The sequence below is a fragment of the Clostridioides sp. GD02367 genome (assembly GCF_045900275.1).
GTDB lineage: Bacteria > Bacillota > Clostridia > Peptostreptococcales > Peptostreptococcaceae > Clostridioides > Clostridioides difficile_A.
In genome coordinates this window covers 68,659-85,444 of sequence record NZ_JBJODK010000018.1, presented here as the reverse complement: position 1 = coordinate 85,444, position 16,786 = coordinate 68,659, and the positions used below count along the sequence as shown (strand labels likewise).

Genomic DNA, 16,786 nt, shown 5'->3' with positions numbered 1-16,786 from the left:
TAATTCACCTTCAAAATCTTTGTTAGTATCTTTTGCAAAGTATGCAACTGCTGACATCATTGCTGTATATTGACCTTTCATGTCAGAAGTTCCTCTACCATATATTTTCCCGTCTACTATTTTTCCTTCAAAAGGAGGAACGCTCCATTTGCTTTCATCTGGAACTGGAACTGTGTCTATATGACCATCAAATAATATTTTCTTACCTGGTTTGTTTCCTTTTATGCATCCTACTATATTTCCATATCTATCTCTTGACCAACTGTCAAAACCTAATTTTGCAAAAGATTCTTCTATTGCTTTTACAACGCCTTCTTCATTTCCAGAAGAACTAGGATTTTGAATTAATTTTTGACATATTTCAGTTACTTCTTGTTTTCTTTGTTCATTTAACATTTCATTATCCCCCTAGATTTTTTATAATGTATGTATTATATGTTATATACTTTCTAAATTTTAGAATTTATATATTTTCTAAATATGTAAATTGCTACTTAATAATGATATTTTAATCATTATTTATATACTTGGATATTCTCCATCCCAAACTATACTTCTGTATTTATCAGGGTCAGTGTCTCCTTCTGTACTTATTAAAAGTATTCTTGAATTTTCATCTAATTTTAAATCTTTTCTTAAGTCTGCTAAATCTTCTCTTTCCATAGCTGCTATTAAAAGACCAGTTGTAACTGCTCCAGATTCTCCAGAGATTACCTTTGCATCCCCATTTAAAGGATTACCTAATGTTCTCATACCTTTAGCAGAAACCCAGTCTGGTGCTGAAACAAATGCTGCAGCATGATTTTTTAATACTTCAAATCCTATAGTATTTGGTTCTCCACAAGCAAGACCAGCCATTATAGTTGGCATATCTCCTCCAACAAATCTTGGTTTTCCATCTCCTGCTTCTGCTGATTTATAGTAACAATCAGCTTCATCAGCTTCTACTACTACTGTTATTGGGCATTCATCGTATATTGAAGCAACATATCCTTGAACTGCTCCAGCAAGTGAACCAACCCCTGCTTGCACAAATACATGTGTTGGTCTATCTACTCCATATTCTTTTAATTGCTCTATCGCTTCTTGAGCCATAGTTCCATATCCTTGCATTATCCATGCTGGAATTTCTTCATATCCATCCCATGCTGTATCTTGAACCATTACTCCATGATCATCAGCTTCTGCATAATCATTAGCTAATCTTACTGCATCATCATAGTTTAAGTCTGTTATACTAGCATCTGCTCCTTCTCCTTTAATTTTATTTAATCTAAACTCAGAAGAACCTTTTGGCATTAATACAACAGATTTTTGACCTAATTTATTAGCAGTCCAAGCAACTCCTCTACCATGATTTCCATCTGTAGCTGTAAAGAAAGTTATTTCTCCTAATTTTTCTTTTATTTCATCTGAAGTTAATTTGTCATATCCTAATTCAGATATATCTGTATCTAATCTTTGAGCTAAATATTTACCCATAGAGTAAGAACCACCTAAAACTTTAAATGCGTTTAATCCAAATCTATAAGATTCATCTTTAACATATACTCCTGCAACTCCTAACTTTTTTGCTAAACCTTCTAGGTTTGCTAATGGAGTTTCTTTATATTGAGGAAAGCTTTTATGAAAATTTCTAACCTTAGTTATTTCTTCTTCATTTAAGAATTTAATACAATTTTCCTTGTCACCTTTTGGCAAATTATTTACTTTCCATTTAATCTCTTTTAACATCTAAAATACCTCCAAATTATTGTTAAATTTTTATACTTTAATATATAAGCAATTAACATGCCAATACTAAATATATGTTGGATATTTTTCTATGACTGCTTAATATAGAAATTGCAATGCTTTTATTGTTTTTTCTTATCTACCTTTAATTCATACAATGTGTGTAGAATTTAATAAATGAAAAACCTTTTCTATCTTCTCACTTTTTAATTCTCATTTTTAAAATTTAAAAATAAATCTTAAAATCCTCTGTTTGTATATTTTTTAATACCTAGCTTATAAAATCTAAATTAAAACATAAATAGTGATGTAATAATCTATTACATCACTATTTACATATTCATAATCTAATAAGTTTTTAATGGTCTCTAAGAGGTGATTTTTCATCTTTCTTAACATCTAATTCCTCTTTTACAACATTCCATTTTTCAAGACCAAACTTAGAAACCATAACAGCTTCTGCTGCTCCTTTTCCAAGTCTTTTTATAGTATCCATACCTGTTTCGTCTTCTTGTGCACCTTTTGCTTTTCCATCTTTACTCCATATTGTCCCACCTATATAACAACCACCTAAACCTCCAGATACTAACATTTCATGCATTAGGAAGAAATTTATTATAGGAAGTTTTGTAAGCTCTTGACCACCATATCTAGTTCCACCAGTAGTTATAGCTGCTCCAACTTTATTTTGAAGCTTTCCTGGATGAACTAAATACATAGGACGAAGTCTGTTAAATACTGCTGTAAGTTGAGCAGTTATATTCATATCATATACTGGAGAACCAACTATAATTCCATCTGCTTCTAATATTTTTTGCTCTAATTCTTGTATATCATCTTTTATGATACACATAGTCTCTTTTCTTATACATGCATCACAATGTACACAAGGACTTATTTTTTTCCCTCTAACTGACCAATACTCAGTTTCTATACCAGGTATAGTTTCAGCTTCTTTCAAAGCTTCTAATACTGCATATTCTGTTGCTCCTTTACGTGGACTTCCACAGATACCTAATATCTTTGCCATAACAATATCTCCTCATCAAATAAATCTATTTTTATTATCCATTTACAAATATAATAAATTGTCATTTCTACCTTAACTTCTGTTACTTTAATTTTATTGGTAATGAATGTATTTCTACATTAGTTGCATTGTACACTGCATTTGCAACAGCTGGTGCAACTGGTACAACAGCACATTCTCCAATACTTTTTCCACCAAAAGGTCCAGCTTTTTCATAACCATTTACAAATGCAACTTGACACTTTGGCATATCTACAGTTCTAAATAATTTATATGTTTTAAAATCAGTAGCTTTAGGTCTCCCTTGCTCATCAAATGCTAACTCTTCACTCAATGCGTAACCTAGACCCATGTGAATTCCACCTTCTAATTGACCTTCTAAGTTTAGAGGATTTATAACTCTACCAACATCATGCACAGCTACAAAATCAACCACTTTGATATCTTTAGTTTCTTTGTCTACTAAAACTTCAGCAAAATGTACACCATATGAAGTAAGTCCTGCAGGAGAAGAATAGTCTTCAACAACAGTTAATTCTCTTAAAGACTTACTTTGACTATATACTGCAACATCAGATAATGATGCTTTGATATTTTCATCAAGTTTACTAATTACATATCCACCATCTAGATATAATTCCTCTTTTGATGTTTCAAGTAATTTTTCTGCTTCTTCTAATATAAGTGTTTTCAATTTCTCTGCTGTTTTTTTAGCTCCTCCACCTTCTACAAATACACCTCTACTTGCATAATCTCCAAGATTGAATGTACATGCATCAGTATCAGTTTCAAATGTTTCAACTTTATCAGGTGTTATTCCTAAAACTTCAGCTACCATCATTGTTTGCATAGTTACAACACCATTACCCATATCATGTGCTCCTGTAAGTAGTGTCAATGTACCATCTTCATTTAATTTAAGAGTCAATGTAACAACATCCCTATGTGCACCAAAAACTCCATTACCATGTGCACCTATTGCCATACCTATACCTCTTAAATATTTTCCTTCTTCTTTTGGAAGATTCTTCTTTTCGTCCCACTTAAACATTTTTTTGCCTTGTTCTATACAATCCAATACTCTAGGATTTCCAAGAGAACCATGGAAAATTATATCAACATCATCTGGTTCTACTGCGTTTTTATTTTGGAAATCAACTAAATCCATTCCTATTTCCTTAGCTATTTTAGCAAATTGAGCCTGTTGAGCCATGAATATCTGAGGTGAACCATAACCTCTCATAGCTCCAGCTATTGGTGTATTTGTATATACAGGCATTCCAGTAAATTTTATATTTGGTATTTTATAAACTTTAAATACTTTATGGCTGAGTGCACCTATAACATTTAAAGCACTTGACGCATATGCTCCTGTATTTGTATATATTTTTATATCTTGTGCTATTACTTCTCCATCTTTATTTACACCAGTTTTTAATTTTACAAAAGACCCATGACGAGTTCTTGTTGATATCATAGATTCTTTTCTTGTAAGAACCATTTTAACTGGTCTTCTAGTCATTTTTGATAATGCTGCTGCTACTGGTTCAATTGTAAGTTCTAATTTTCCACCAAATGAACCTCCAATAGCAGGTCTTATAACTCTTATTTTATTTAGTGACATCCCAAAAATTTGAGATAGTATTATTCTAAATCCAAATGTATTTTGGCAAGGTGTATGTACAGTTAACTTATCATTATAATCATAGTGTGCAATTACACTGTGAGTCTCTATTGCACTATGATGTATTGCTGGAGTAGAATATTCATCTTCAAATATATAATCACATTCTTTGAATCCTTTTTCTACATCTCCTCCATTTATGTTGTTTTGGGAAACTATATTTGAATCCCCATGTATACATATAGCATTTTCTTTTATTGCATCCTGTATAGTAAATACAGCTGGTAATTCTTCATATTCTACTTTTATAAGCTTTACAGCTTTTTCTGCTATTTCTGGTGTTTCTGCTGCTACTGCTGCAACACGGTCACCAACAAATCTAACTGTATCTGAAAATATAACTTCGTTTTCAGGTATATTATGTTCATAGAATCTCAAAGAACCATTGTATTTTCTTTGTGATGTGTTAAGATGAGTAGCTATAGCTCTAACACCCACTACTTTCTCTGCTTCACTTATATCTATACTTTTTATCTTTGCATGTGCTACAGGACTTAAAAGCATTTTAGCATGAAGCACATTCTGTGGTTTCATATCAGCCACATATTTCATTTGACCAGTAACTTTTAAAGCTGCATCTTTTAGAGGGTATGATTTTCCTATTATCTTTTCCATAACTATCTACCCCCTAATCTAGCTGCAGATAATTTTACAGCTTCTATAATTTTCACATATCCTGTACATCTACAGAGATTTTCTTTAAAAGCCTCTCTAATCTCATCTTCATTAGGAGATGTATTTCTATTTAAAAGAGCTTGTGTAGTTATAATCATACCAGGAGTACAATACCCACATTGTACAGCTCCAACCTCTATAAAAGCTTCTTGTATTGGATGAAGATTTTCCCCATTAGCAAAACTTTCTATAGTGTATATAACTTTACCTTCGCAGTTTCTTGCAAGAAGTTTACAAGATTTTACGTCAACTCCATCTATCAAAACTTTACATGCTCCACAACTGCCACTATTACAACCTTGTTTCGCTCCAGTTAGATTTAATTTTTCACGAAGTACATGCAAAAGAGTTTCATTATTTTCAATTTCTATTTCATACATGTAATCATTAATATTTAATTTTATTTTTTCCATTTTCTCCTCCTACAGATAAACTAATGTTGTAATAGAATATTATTACAATCTTATTTTAATATTAGTATAAGCTATTCCACTTATGCCCTTCCATTCTATTAGTTACATTAGCTCTCTTACATAATTCTTCTGCTGCATGTTGTGCATTCAATAATACTTGTTCTTCACTTTCGATTGTAGTTACTTTTCCATTTTCAAGTATTACATTTCCGTCAACTAGAACACTTTCTACATTATGCATGCTAGCTGAGTATACCAAAGTTGATACAGGATTGTGAAGAGGTATTGATTTTGGAGAAAGCATTGAGTTAAATATTACTAAGTCAGCTTTTTTTCCAATCTCCAAAGAACCTATTTCATCTTCCATTCTAAGAGTTCTTGCTCCCTCTATTGTAGCCATTTCAAGAACTTTTTCTGCAGAAATTGCAAGAGGGTCACAATTATTCACTTTGTGTTGTAAAGCTGTTAGTTTCATAAGCTCTACCATATCTTGTGCATTATTACTTGCTGCACCATCAAGACCTAAACTTACATTTATTCCTTGTTTTAACATTTCTGGAACAGGTGCAACTCCAGAGGCAAGGTACATATTACTTGCAACATTATGAGAAACTTTTATATCATACTTTTTAAGCATTTCCATGTCTTCATCAGTTATGCATACACAATGTACTGCTACAACTTCTGGACCTACTATACCCCATTTTTCAAGTAATTTTATATCTATTTCTCCATGTATATCTTTTGTTGCTGTTCTTGCAAATTCTGTTTCAGATATATGAACTGTAAAATATGAGTCATATTCTTTAACTATATTCCAAAGCATTTTACCCATTTCTTCAGATATAGCCCACATTGAAGAAGGTGCTACACAAATTTTTATTCTTCCATTTTCTGAGTTATGATATTTTTCAAATACCCTTCTTAAATCCTTTTCAACCGTTTCCACATCTTCTATAAGCTCTTTATGAATACCTAAGTCTATACAGCCTCTCCCTACAACGCCTCTTATTCCTAAATCTTTATACGCTTTTACTATTCCATCTGTAAGTCCAGGTCTATTGTGTGTATGCATGTAATCAACCATTGTAGTTATACCACTTTTTAAACCTTCCATACATCCAAGCATTGCAGCATCATAAGTATCTTGTTCTGTTAAGAATTTTGCTGATGGAAACATCATTGTATTTAGCCACTCATGAAGTGCCATATCATCACCTAGACCTTTTAATAATACTTGGAATAAATGATTATGAGTATTTATAAAGCCAGGGAATATAACTTTTCCATTAGCATCTATAACCTTTTTAGCATCCAGATACTTAGGCTCAATATCAGCTGTATTTCCCATATCTAAAATTCTATCACCTTGAATAGCTATTGCTCCATCAAATATGACTTCTCTATCTTTATTAACTGTAACAACTATTGCATTTTTTATTAGTATATCAATCATCTTAAATCCCCCTTATTAATACTTTTATTACAACATTTTATCATATGGCTTTCTCATATCATATCTAATACATTTATCCAATATTTTCCTCAAGGTTTGAAGTAACGTTTTCAGACTTTTTATTTGATTTTAATTTAAATAATGTCTGAAGTAATATAGCTATTATTGCTCCAGAAACTATACTTGACCCTCCAAGGACAGTTCCAATTGTTGCTGGGAATTGGTCTAAAACTTGTGGTGCAGTTGTAAGACCCATACTTGTTGCTATAGATACTCCTGCTATAAGATTGTTTTCTTCAGTAAATCCATCCATACTCATAATAGAGAAACCAGACATTGCTATTGATGAGAATACTACTAAAGTTGCTCCACCAACAACACAAGATGGTATAGTTGTCATTATTGCACCTAATGCTGGAGATATTCCTGCTAGTAATAATACAAGTGCACCAAGTGCTATTACAAATCTACTTGTAACTTTATTCATAGATACGATTACTGTATTTTGGCTGAATACTCCAGTTGGAAGAGCTGCAAATAATGATGAAATTATAGAAGTTATAGAATTTCCTAAAACAACTGATGATAACTCTTCATCAGTTACCTCTCTATCCATTGCACCTATTGTAGCTATTGTACATGCACCCATCATATCAGCTATACCTATTATGTAAATAATAGTAAACATTACTATTAACTCTGGTCTAAACTCTAATCCAAAAGCTGCTGGTGTTGGTAAAGATACTATGGCTGCTCCTTGAACTGCTGAAAAATCAACTAATCCTAAAACTAAAGATATAGCATAACCTACCAATATTCCTATCAATATTGAAGAATTTTTTACTAGACCCTTACCATATTTATTTATCATTATTATTACAAAAGCAACTATAACTCCTACTATAAAGTTTACTGGGCTTCCAAATGTTTCTGCCCCTTCTCCACCTGCTAAATTCTTTATAGCTGTTGCAAATAATCCAAGTCCCATACATGCGATTATAGTTCCAGAAACTATTGAAGTGAATATATGTCTAATTTTCTTAACTCCAAATCCTACAAAGAATACGATTACCCCAGCAGCAATCTGTGCTCCAAATAGAGCTGCTAAACCATCCTTAGCTGCTACTGAAAGACATGCTCCTAAAAATACATAACTCATTCCCATCATTACAGGTAATCTTGAACCTAACTTAAATCCTTTAAATAAAGGTATTGGATATAATTGTAAAAACGTTGCCAAACCTGCCGCTAACATAGAGCCTTGAATCAGCATTGTCGCTTGCCCCTGGTTAAGTCCTACCACGTTTGCTATTAATATCGCTGGTACCATATTTCCTACTATCATTGCTAACAGATGTTGTAAAGCTAAAGGTATTGATTCCTTTAGTGGTGGTATCCCATCGACATCATATTTTGAAGTATTACGTGTTTTCATAAAATAAATCCTCCCATACATAAATATCTTGACTAAATATTTTTATAATTATTTTCTATAAATATTTTTATGACCATGAATTTATTGCTCAACCGATAAACACAGCTAAACTGAGCTATTTTTATAAAAAATTAACAAATTTTCTAATATACCCTCCCCGATTTTCTTTTTGAATAAATATTAATTGTCTGGTATATATTTCTTTGATAAATTTTTTATTAAAATGAATAGCTATCAAAAATAATCTAACAACCTCATAATAAATAATTTAAACAACCCTTTCAAATTATTATATCTTAATTGGCTTCTTCCATAACAGCTCTTTCTTTAGCCTCATCCTCTAGACTTTTATTTGGTATTATTAGATTTAAAATGAATGCAACCAATGTTGCGATTACTATTGGAGATTCTCCAAATACTAATTTTACAAATGAAGGAAATGCCTCTTGGGCTGCTGGGACTGATGTTATTCCCATGCCTAAAGCAATTGCCAAACCAACAATGGTAATATTTCTTGATGACAACTCTTCTGTAATAATTAACTTTATACCTGTCATTGTTATCATACTAAATATAGATATTGTAGCTCCTCCCAAAACTGAATATGGTATAGTAGTCATTAATGCACCAAATTTAGGTACAAACCCCGACAATAACATAAATATACCAGCTATTCCAAGCACAAATCTACTTATTACTTTGTTCATAGCTACCATCCCCACGTTTTGGCTGTATGATGATGGTGGCAAACCTCCAAACAAAGCTCCTATCATAGTACAAATTCCACTTCCTACTACTCCACTTGATAATTCTTTATCTGTAATATCCCTATCCATACCTCCCATTGTAGTAGCTGATAAATCTCCAATTGCTTGAACAGCATTGATTATACTTACAATTACTACTGATATTACTACAGGTATATCAAATTCCAATCCAAACTCAAGTGGTTTAGGTACTGCAAACCAAGCTGCTTCTCTAATAGGGTCAAAATTTATTATACCCAAAACTAAAGATACACAATATCCAACTATAATTCCCAAAAATATTGCTGCCAATTTTGCATACCCTTTTGCAAATTGACTAAGACCTATAACTACCACTAGTGTTATAGCTGCTACTGCCCAATTTTGCATAGAGCCATAAGTAGGGCTATTTACACCACCTGCCATATAATTTATTGCTATAGGATATAAAGATAATCCAATTGTAAACACTACTGTTCCTGCAACTATATTAGGAAAAAATCTTCTTATCTTTTTTATAAATAATCCTATTAATACTGTAGCAACTCCCCCTATTAGTTGTGCCCCCAAAATGCTTGCTAATCCGTAATTTCCTCCAACTGCTACAAGTGTTGGTACATAAGTAAATCCAACTCCAAAAATTATAGGCAATCTTGAACCAATATTTCCTATTGGATATAGTTGTATAAGTGTCGATATGCCAGCTATTATTAATGCATATTGGACTAAAAGCGTTATTTGTGTAGGACTAACACCCACAGCTCCTCCTACGACTATAGGTACTGTAACAGTTCCAACTATCATTGCTAATATATGTTGCATTGATAGTGGCAGACACTTTAAAATTGGTGGCCTTCCATCAATATCAAACATAGAGACACTCTTTTGATATTTACTCAAGGTTATCACTCCCAACTATTTTTTAATGACAGTTATTATTATCTCATACAACATCCTTTCTTTTTTTATTTTGTCATCTCAATTTACTATGAAGCAATTATAATGCCAATTTTTTAACAGAATTGTTTTACACATATAAATTTTATTATATTTGTTAGTATTTGATAATTTGATAAAGCATTTATTTTTTTTAATTCTTTTAAATTTTTTTTATTTTTGGATAATAAAATACTATTACACAAAAAAACACTTGGAAAATTATTTTCCAAGTGTTTTTTATCAATTTTATAATTTCAAATTTTAGAATTGAGAATTAAAAAGTTAATTATTATACATCTATCTTTCTGTATAAAGTGGCTAATGATATTCCAAGTTTTTTAGCAGCTAACTTTTTAGACTTAGTATCATTACCATAAAACTTCAACACTTTCTTTATATATGCTCTTTCAAACTCTTCAAGCGTAAGTATCTCTTGTTCCATACTTATCTCATAGTCATTTTCCTCAAGTAGTTTTATATTTATATTGTTTCGCTTAAAATATTCAATTATCTTTCTATTTATTATACCTTTGTGTATTATGCCATCTTCTTCAAGGAGATTTAAGGCTAATTCTATAGTATTTTCCAACTCTCTAATATTCCCTGGCCAAGGATATTTAAGCAACATTTGCTCTACATCTGGTTCTATATGGTATACATTTTTCTTCATCTTTCTGGAATATTTATCTATAAAATTGTTTATTAATATTTGTATATCATCTCCTCTTTCTCTAAGTGGAGGTACTTCTAAAGGTATTACATTTAATCTATAGTATAAGTCTTCTCTAAATTTATTTTCTTTAACCAATTCAAATAAGTCTCTATTAGTAGCCGATATGATTCTAACATCTATATCAATCAGTTCGTTTGAGCCTATTCTCGTAAACTTCTTTTCCTGTAATACTCTCAATAACTTCGATTGTAGTTGAATTGGCATGTCTCCTATCTCATCTAAAAATACGACTCCTCCATTGGCCAATTCAAATTTACCAATCTTACCTTTTGAATCTGCTCCACTAAAAGCTCCTTTTGTATATCCAAAAAGTTCACTTTCCAGTAGAGGTTCTGGTATAGCAGCACAGTTTATAGCAACGAATGTTTTATTCCCTCTATTTCCTGCGAGATGAATGGCCCTTGCTATTAACTCTTTTCCAGTACCACTTTCTCCAGTTATAGCTACAGTAGAATCGCTATTTCCAATTTTGCGAATTCTATTTTTTAGAGCACGCATTACATCAGAATCTCCAATTATAGAGTCTACTGTTGTTGTCCCCCAAATATTGTATACTTCCATTCCACCATACATTACTGAATCACTGTGTTTGTCCATAAAATATCAACTCCAAATAAGTATTCTATATAATAATCCTTCAAATTATCTATTTAATTATATCATAACAGAAAAGTTTAGTTATAATTTAATAATATTTTATTTTTCAAGTTAAGATTAATAAAAAGTATATCTACCAAATCTCAAATTAGTAGATATACTTTCTTAATCTTACACGCATCTTATATTAAACAAGCAATTGCGATGCCACACTTTACATATAAATGCTTTTCAAAATTTTAAATTTAAGATTTTTATAAATTTTTTTCTATACATCAGAAATTTTTCTATACATATAGAGTTATATTTACCTTTTTTTAAAGTATTTTTATTATTTTTATAATTCTTATTTCTAAAATTTATAATTAAAAATTATTTTTTTCAAATCATCTTTTGTATTTTTCACATCATCTAATCTCACAGTTTTTGCTTCTATAAATTTACCTTTAAATGATTCTGATAATTTCCAAGAACTATAATTTTTATCCTTTTGAATACAAGGATATAACAATATGCATCTTTTTGCATTTTCATAGGTTGTTATGTATGCATACATCTGATATATATCACTTGACCTATAAAAAACATTTGAATCTACTTCAATAGCTTTCCATTTTGTATCAATTATAATTTCATATTCATTTTTTAAATCGTATAATACTATATCTGGTCTTAAATTAAAATTTTTCTTTCCTGTTTGTTCATTTTTTAAGAGAAATTTACTCTTATCTTGTATATAAGTTTCTCTAGATGAATTGTCCCATATATTTTTTATTAAGACACCTATATATTCTTCATATAAAGTATTTATTTCAAATAATATAGAAAATGCTTCTTGATTATTTTGACTATTATCCATCGATAAATTTAAAAGTATGAGTCTAGCTAGTAAGTAACAGTCTTTAAATCTATCATTGTTTTTATAAAATTTATAATCTAATAGTTTTTCTTTGTCTACATAAATTAAGTCTACATTTTGAAAATAGCTTAAAATTTTTTTAATCTTACTTTGAATTAAATTATCATTTATTCTATATAAAATAGATATACATGCCTTTTTAAGAACTTGATTCAAGAAATTATTTTCACTATATTCATCATACTCACATTTTATTTTCACTGGAGAAATTCCTCTTTCTCTTGCGTATGTACTCAACAATATTTTACCTCTTATAACATTTGAATTTTCTATTTTATTTATATATTCAAAGTGAATGCCTCTTTTAATTTGTGTTTGCATATTTTCAATAAAATACATAACAAAGAAATTTAAAAGATTATAATTTTTCAAACTTAATCTTATGCTTTCATTCATTATAAGTGGAATTTTATTACATATAGAAAGCATCTGTAATAACATTTCTCTATCTTTTGCAAGATTATCACTTAGTGACAGTTTTGGAAGCACTTCAAGTATTACATTTTCAAAACATATAACACCTACATAGTTTATGAATCTAAGTTTTTTATACTTAATATCTATTATATTGCTCTTTAATACATCATTATTATTATCTATATATTTAAGCAATTTTTCATATTCAATTTCTGTAAGCTCATTTTCACCATTACCAACCCTTATCCATTCATAAGTTTCTTTAACATATATATTTTTACTCATATATATTTTTTAACTCCTCACTAGATATGTTTCGCTTTATACAATAGTTAACTTTATTTTCAATCACAGAAGTATTATTTTTTTTAAATAATTCAGAAGCTATAAGTTCTTCTTTATAAACAATATATTTATCTTTTTCATCTTTCCCTATACCACCTAAAATAAGACCTACTTTTTCTGAATCATAATAAAAATACTCTTGAAGAAGTGGTATTATTTTACTTCTAAATACTGACACTATATCATCAATATTATCTACATCAAGTAAGTAAGCTTGTCCAATTACATGGTCTCTATCATATAAAAACTCTATCCTTTTATTAATTGTATATAGCATATTTTTAATATCTATACCATCTACAATAGGCAATAAATCATAATCTGGCATAATTTCTTCAAAATTAAATCTTCTTCTCAAAGCTATATCTAAGAGTGCTATTGATTTATCTGACGTATTCATAGTTCCAACTATATACAAATTGGGAGGTAAAGAAAATTTTTCTTTTGAGTATGGTAATTTTACAATAGTTTGATTTGATTTAGTGAGTCTTTTATCTTCTTCAAGTAATGTTATTAACTCACCAAATATTTTAGATATATTTCCTCTATTGATTTCATCTATTATTAAAACATAGTTTTCTGATTCTTCAAAATTAAAACTGTCACTAGATTCTATATTTTCTAATATCAACTTCTTTTTTCTAGTTTTTATCTCTTCTAAAGTCAAATACTCTTTTTCCAACTCAAGATTCAACTTTTTTTCAAACTTCAATGCATCATAACATGCTTCTATAGATATATCTTTTAATATTCCATCCTCTGGCTTAAAATTACCTTCACCATCAGACTTTAGTCCTTCTATAAATTCCTCATATCCATATGATTGATGAAACGTACAAAATTCTACATTATTTTTATAATTTGTATTACTTATGTAATCTCTATCTTTTAAACTAGTTCCATTTATCAAATTACAAACTTCTTGTTTTGCATTATATGTTTTACCAGTTCCTGGTGGACCATAAAGTATAGTATTTAAAGGCATTTTATTAGTAAACCTTTTTATATACTTCTCAACTAGACTATTATTTTCAAATACGACCCAAGCATTTCCATCTATATTCTCTTTTTCATACTCTATCCACTTAACAGGTAAAAAATATCCTCCCTCTAAGATACTTATTTTTTCTATATCGAAGCCTTCCATAACTTGACATACACCAAATACACTCTTCATTGTATGGTCATTTTCACAGATTACTTTCTCACTATTATATAACAAAATATAATCATCTGTATTTATGTTTTTAAGATATTCTAATTGCTCTAGGTTAGTCGGTTGAATAAATAATTCTTCATTGTCTATACATTCATCTACATTTTTATAATAATAGTTTTTTAGATACCATTTATTATTGTCACTTTCTTCTATCATTTTTCTCAATGATTTCTTATCTTGTAACTTAATGATTTCTAAATATGAACTAATATCATTATTACTTAATTTATAAAACTCACTTGTATATACTTTACAACTTGAAACTGTATCAAAGTTGTGCATCCATTTCACTGGCAATGTATGCCCCAAAATATGACTTAATTCATAACCATCTTCAAAACTTTCATCAACTATACCAATAGATACACTACATTTAATTTTTTCTTCTATATTTTGATATGCCTTATATAAAAAATAATCTCCTTTTTTAATTGACATAAACTTTTTTATAAAATCTTTGTCATTACAGTTCTCATTGATATATTTTTCTGATTTTTTTCCCATATTGAATACTTTTTTTAGATTTATTTTTATATCAAAACCAAGTGCAATTATACTTTCTTCTCTAAAAACTTGTTGTGTATCTGTTTCTTGATAAAAAAATTCTTCCATTAACCAATACTCTGCAATCCTTATATTTTCAGACATATCTTTCTCCTTAATATCTAAAATATGCTAATTATACAATAAAGCAACTTTAATCTTTCCACCTAAATTTTCTTTTAAGTATAAAGAGAATATCACTTCATATTTTTCTTCTATCTTACTTTGAATATTATTTATTAAATCATTCAATTCTACTAGAGAAAAATCCATATTTCCTTCAACAAATACAATGCCTTTTTTATTTACAAATTCTTCACCAAGATATTCCATTCTCTCAAATAAAGTGTTAGCCATTTTACTATATTCTTTTGTATCTTCAAATTCTTCAAAAGAATACTTAATTCCTTTATCTCCTATAATCGCTTCTTTTAAGTCAGTTATATCTATATTTATCATACAAGAATCTGAAATAGACTCTATCATAATATTCATCAAATCAACAAATTTAAAAATACTATCTCTATTGATTTTAAATTCTCTTCCAAGTTCCAAATCTTCTTTATTTTCCTTATCAGAACAATTCATTCCTATAGATAAAATTCTTCTTTCATTTGACATATATGAAATAGCTTTTATAATTTCTCTACTTTGTTTATCTTCAGTTGAATAGGCTAAAAATAATATGTCTACTCCGTCTAAAAGACTTCTTACATATTCTTTCTCAACTTCTTGATTTACATTGATTCTTTCTATGTCTATATTTTCTTTTATTTTTTCTTCTATTTCATTTATTATATTGATGCCTTCAGCCCCAATACCAATTATCTTAGCATTCTTATTAAAATCTTCCATTATAATACATTTCTCCTTAATGATTATTTAGTTTTAACATTTTTAAATATTATAACATATTTTCTTCAAAAAAATATTTTAACTCTTTAGCCTTGTCATAAAGCAACTTATTTATAAATTTCGGCTCTACTACCCTTGCCTCTTGTCCTATTGAAAATAAAGTAGATACATACCAATCTATTTCATCATGCTTTATAAATGTATCAATTATACCACTTCCATCTTCATTCATCTTTATATCTAAATCATAAGAATCATTCTTTAGTTTCAATACACCTTCTTCAGTCAATAGTACACATAGTTTAGTATTTTCATCAAATTCCTTAGCAAATTGCATATTTTCATATGCTTCCATATATACTGTGTCTATCCACTCTTTCAAACTTATATTTTTCTTTTTGCTATTTCCTATCCTTTTAAATTCAATTACATTTTCCATACAAATTAATATAATCTTATCACTCTCATAATCATACACAGGTGTAAACCACACACACTTCTTTAAAAATATACCTATAGGACATACATTTTTTTCCTGTAATTGATTTCCAGACTTATATTTAATATTTAAAATACAAGACTCTGATGAAGCTCTAAAAATTTCAACTATATCACTACTTTTATACATTCCTTCATTAGGTATAAACTCAATATAACTTTTTATATTATCTATTCCTTCTTTTATACTGCTTTTACGCTCATAACTTATTTTTCTTATTATAGAATCAATTTCTTTATCTATTAACATCGACCTATAAATTTGAAGTGACTTAAGAGCAAAGAAGATGGACATGACTTCTATTTCTGTAAATACAACAGGAGGTATATAACTATTATTTAAAACCCTATATCCTCCATTCCTACCCTTCTCTGTCTGAATTGGAAGTCCCATTTCATTTAATTCTGTCAAGTATCGTTGAATAGTCTTAGTCGAAAGATTAAACTCTTCTGACAACTCTTTAATTGTAAACTTCTGTTTATCATTAATATATGTCCAAACATCAGTTAATCTTTTTATCTTTGACAAATAAAATCCCCCTTATTAT

At 29.3% G+C, this 16,786-nt stretch carries 13 protein-coding genes; all 13 read right to left on the bottom strand.

What is annotated here, in order from left to right:
- Positions 1-396 (bottom strand): M20/M25/M40 family metallo-hydrolase (locus Q3223_RS18360; protein ID WP_407812346.1); only part of this gene is annotated, 396 nt, incomplete at its 3' end.
- A gap of 123 nt (positions 397-519) precedes the next feature.
- Positions 520-1,734: a diaminopropionate ammonia-lyase gene (gene dpaL, locus Q3223_RS18355; protein ID WP_054270550.1), complete on the bottom strand. Its 1,215-nt coding sequence runs from the start codon at positions 1,732-1,734 to the stop codon at positions 520-522.
- Positions 1,735-2,092: 358 nt separating this feature from the next.
- Positions 2,093-2,764: a flavodoxin family protein gene (locus tag Q3223_RS18350; RefSeq protein WP_054270551.1), complete on the bottom strand. Its 672-nt coding sequence runs from the start codon at positions 2,762-2,764 to the stop codon at positions 2,093-2,095.
- An 82-nt stretch (positions 2,765-2,846) separates the two neighbouring features.
- On the bottom strand, positions 2,847-5,063 hold the full coding sequence (locus Q3223_RS18345; protein ID WP_223195797.1) for a molybdopterin cofactor-binding domain-containing protein: 2,217 nt from the start codon (positions 5,061-5,063) through the stop codon (positions 2,847-2,849).
- A 2-nt stretch (positions 5,064-5,065) separates the two neighbouring features.
- On the bottom strand, positions 5,066-5,536 hold the full coding sequence (locus Q3223_RS18340) for a (2Fe-2S)-binding protein (RefSeq protein WP_054270553.1): 471 nt from the start codon (positions 5,534-5,536) through the stop codon (positions 5,066-5,068).
- 61 nt (positions 5,537-5,597) lie between these two features.
- Positions 5,598-6,992, bottom strand: a complete 1,395-nt coding sequence (locus tag Q3223_RS18335; RefSeq protein ID WP_054270554.1) for an amidohydrolase family protein — start codon at positions 6,990-6,992, stop codon at positions 5,598-5,600.
- A 73-nt stretch (positions 6,993-7,065) separates the two neighbouring features.
- Positions 7,066-8,427 carry a uracil-xanthine permease family protein gene (locus Q3223_RS18330; RefSeq protein ID WP_054270555.1) on the bottom strand — a complete coding sequence of 454 codons (1,362 nt, stop codon included), beginning with the start codon at positions 8,425-8,427 and terminating at the stop codon, positions 7,066-7,068.
- 296 nt (positions 8,428-8,723) lie between these two features.
- The gene (locus tag Q3223_RS18325; RefSeq protein WP_176702529.1) at positions 8,724-10,046 is read right to left on the bottom strand and encodes a nucleobase:cation symporter-2 family protein; all 1,323 of its coding nucleotides are present in this window, start codon (positions 10,044-10,046) and stop codon (positions 8,724-8,726) included.
- 355 nt (positions 10,047-10,401) lie between these two features.
- A complete protein-coding gene (locus tag Q3223_RS18320; RefSeq protein WP_054270557.1) occupies positions 10,402-11,442 on the bottom strand; it encodes a sigma-54-dependent Fis family transcriptional regulator in 1,041 nt (346 codons plus the stop codon).
- Between the two features lie 352 nt (positions 11,443-11,794).
- Complete coding sequence (locus tag Q3223_RS18315; protein ID WP_223195796.1) at positions 11,795-13,063, bottom strand: McrC family protein; 1,269 nt, start codon at positions 13,061-13,063, stop codon at positions 11,795-11,797.
- Complete coding sequence (locus Q3223_RS18310; protein WP_407812345.1) at positions 13,056-14,990, bottom strand: McrB family protein; 1,935 nt, start codon at positions 14,988-14,990, stop codon at positions 13,056-13,058. The genes Q3223_RS18315 and Q3223_RS18310 overlap by 8 nt, the downstream gene beginning before the upstream one ends.
- A gap of 27 nt (positions 14,991-15,017) precedes the next feature.
- A complete protein-coding gene (locus tag Q3223_RS18305; RefSeq protein WP_231300691.1) occupies positions 15,018-15,740 on the bottom strand; it encodes a cell division protein in 723 nt (240 codons plus the stop codon).
- Between the two features lie 49 nt (positions 15,741-15,789).
- Positions 15,790-16,767, bottom strand: coding sequence for a YafY family protein (locus Q3223_RS18300; RefSeq protein ID WP_074179661.1), 978 nt, complete (start codon positions 16,765-16,767; stop codon positions 15,790-15,792).
- Positions 16,768-16,786 lie beyond the last annotated feature (19 nt).

Coding starts and splice junctions, on each gene's coding strand:
- Q3223_RS18345 (WP_223195797.1), bottom strand. CDS start 5,063: ATGGAAAAGATAATAGGAAAATCATACCCTCTAAAAGATGCAGCTTTA.
- Q3223_RS18335 (WP_054270554.1), bottom strand. CDS start 6,992: ATGATTGATATACTAATAAAAAATGCAATAGTTGTTACAGTTAATAAA.
- Q3223_RS18330 (WP_054270555.1), bottom strand. CDS start 8,427: ATGAAAACACGTAATACTTCAAAATATGATGTCGATGGGATACCACCA.
- Q3223_RS18305 (WP_231300691.1), bottom strand. CDS start 15,740: ATGGAAGATTTTAATAAGAATGCTAAGATAATTGGTATTGGGGCTGAA.
- Q3223_RS18350 (WP_054270551.1), bottom strand. CDS start 2,764: ATGGCAAAGATATTAGGTATCTGTGGAAGTCCACGTAAAGGAGCAACA.
- Q3223_RS18315 (WP_223195796.1), bottom strand. CDS start 13,063: ATGAGTAAAAATATATATGTTAAAGAAACTTATGAATGGATAAGGGTT.
- Q3223_RS18320 (WP_054270557.1), bottom strand. CDS start 11,442: ATGGACAAACACAGTGATTCAGTAATGTATGGTGGAATGGAAGTATAC.
- Q3223_RS18340 (WP_054270553.1), bottom strand. CDS start 5,536: ATGGAAAAAATAAAATTAAATATTAATGATTACATGTATGAAATAGAA.
- Q3223_RS18325 (WP_176702529.1), bottom strand. CDS start 10,046: ATGTTTGATATTGATGGAAGGCCACCAATTTTAAAGTGTCTGCCACTA.
- Q3223_RS18310 (WP_407812345.1), bottom strand. CDS start 14,990: ATGTCTGAAAATATAAGGATTGCAGAGTATTGGTTAATGGAAGAATTT.
- dpaL (WP_054270550.1), bottom strand. CDS start 1,734: ATGTTAAAAGAGATTAAATGGAAAGTAAATAATTTGCCAAAAGGTGAC.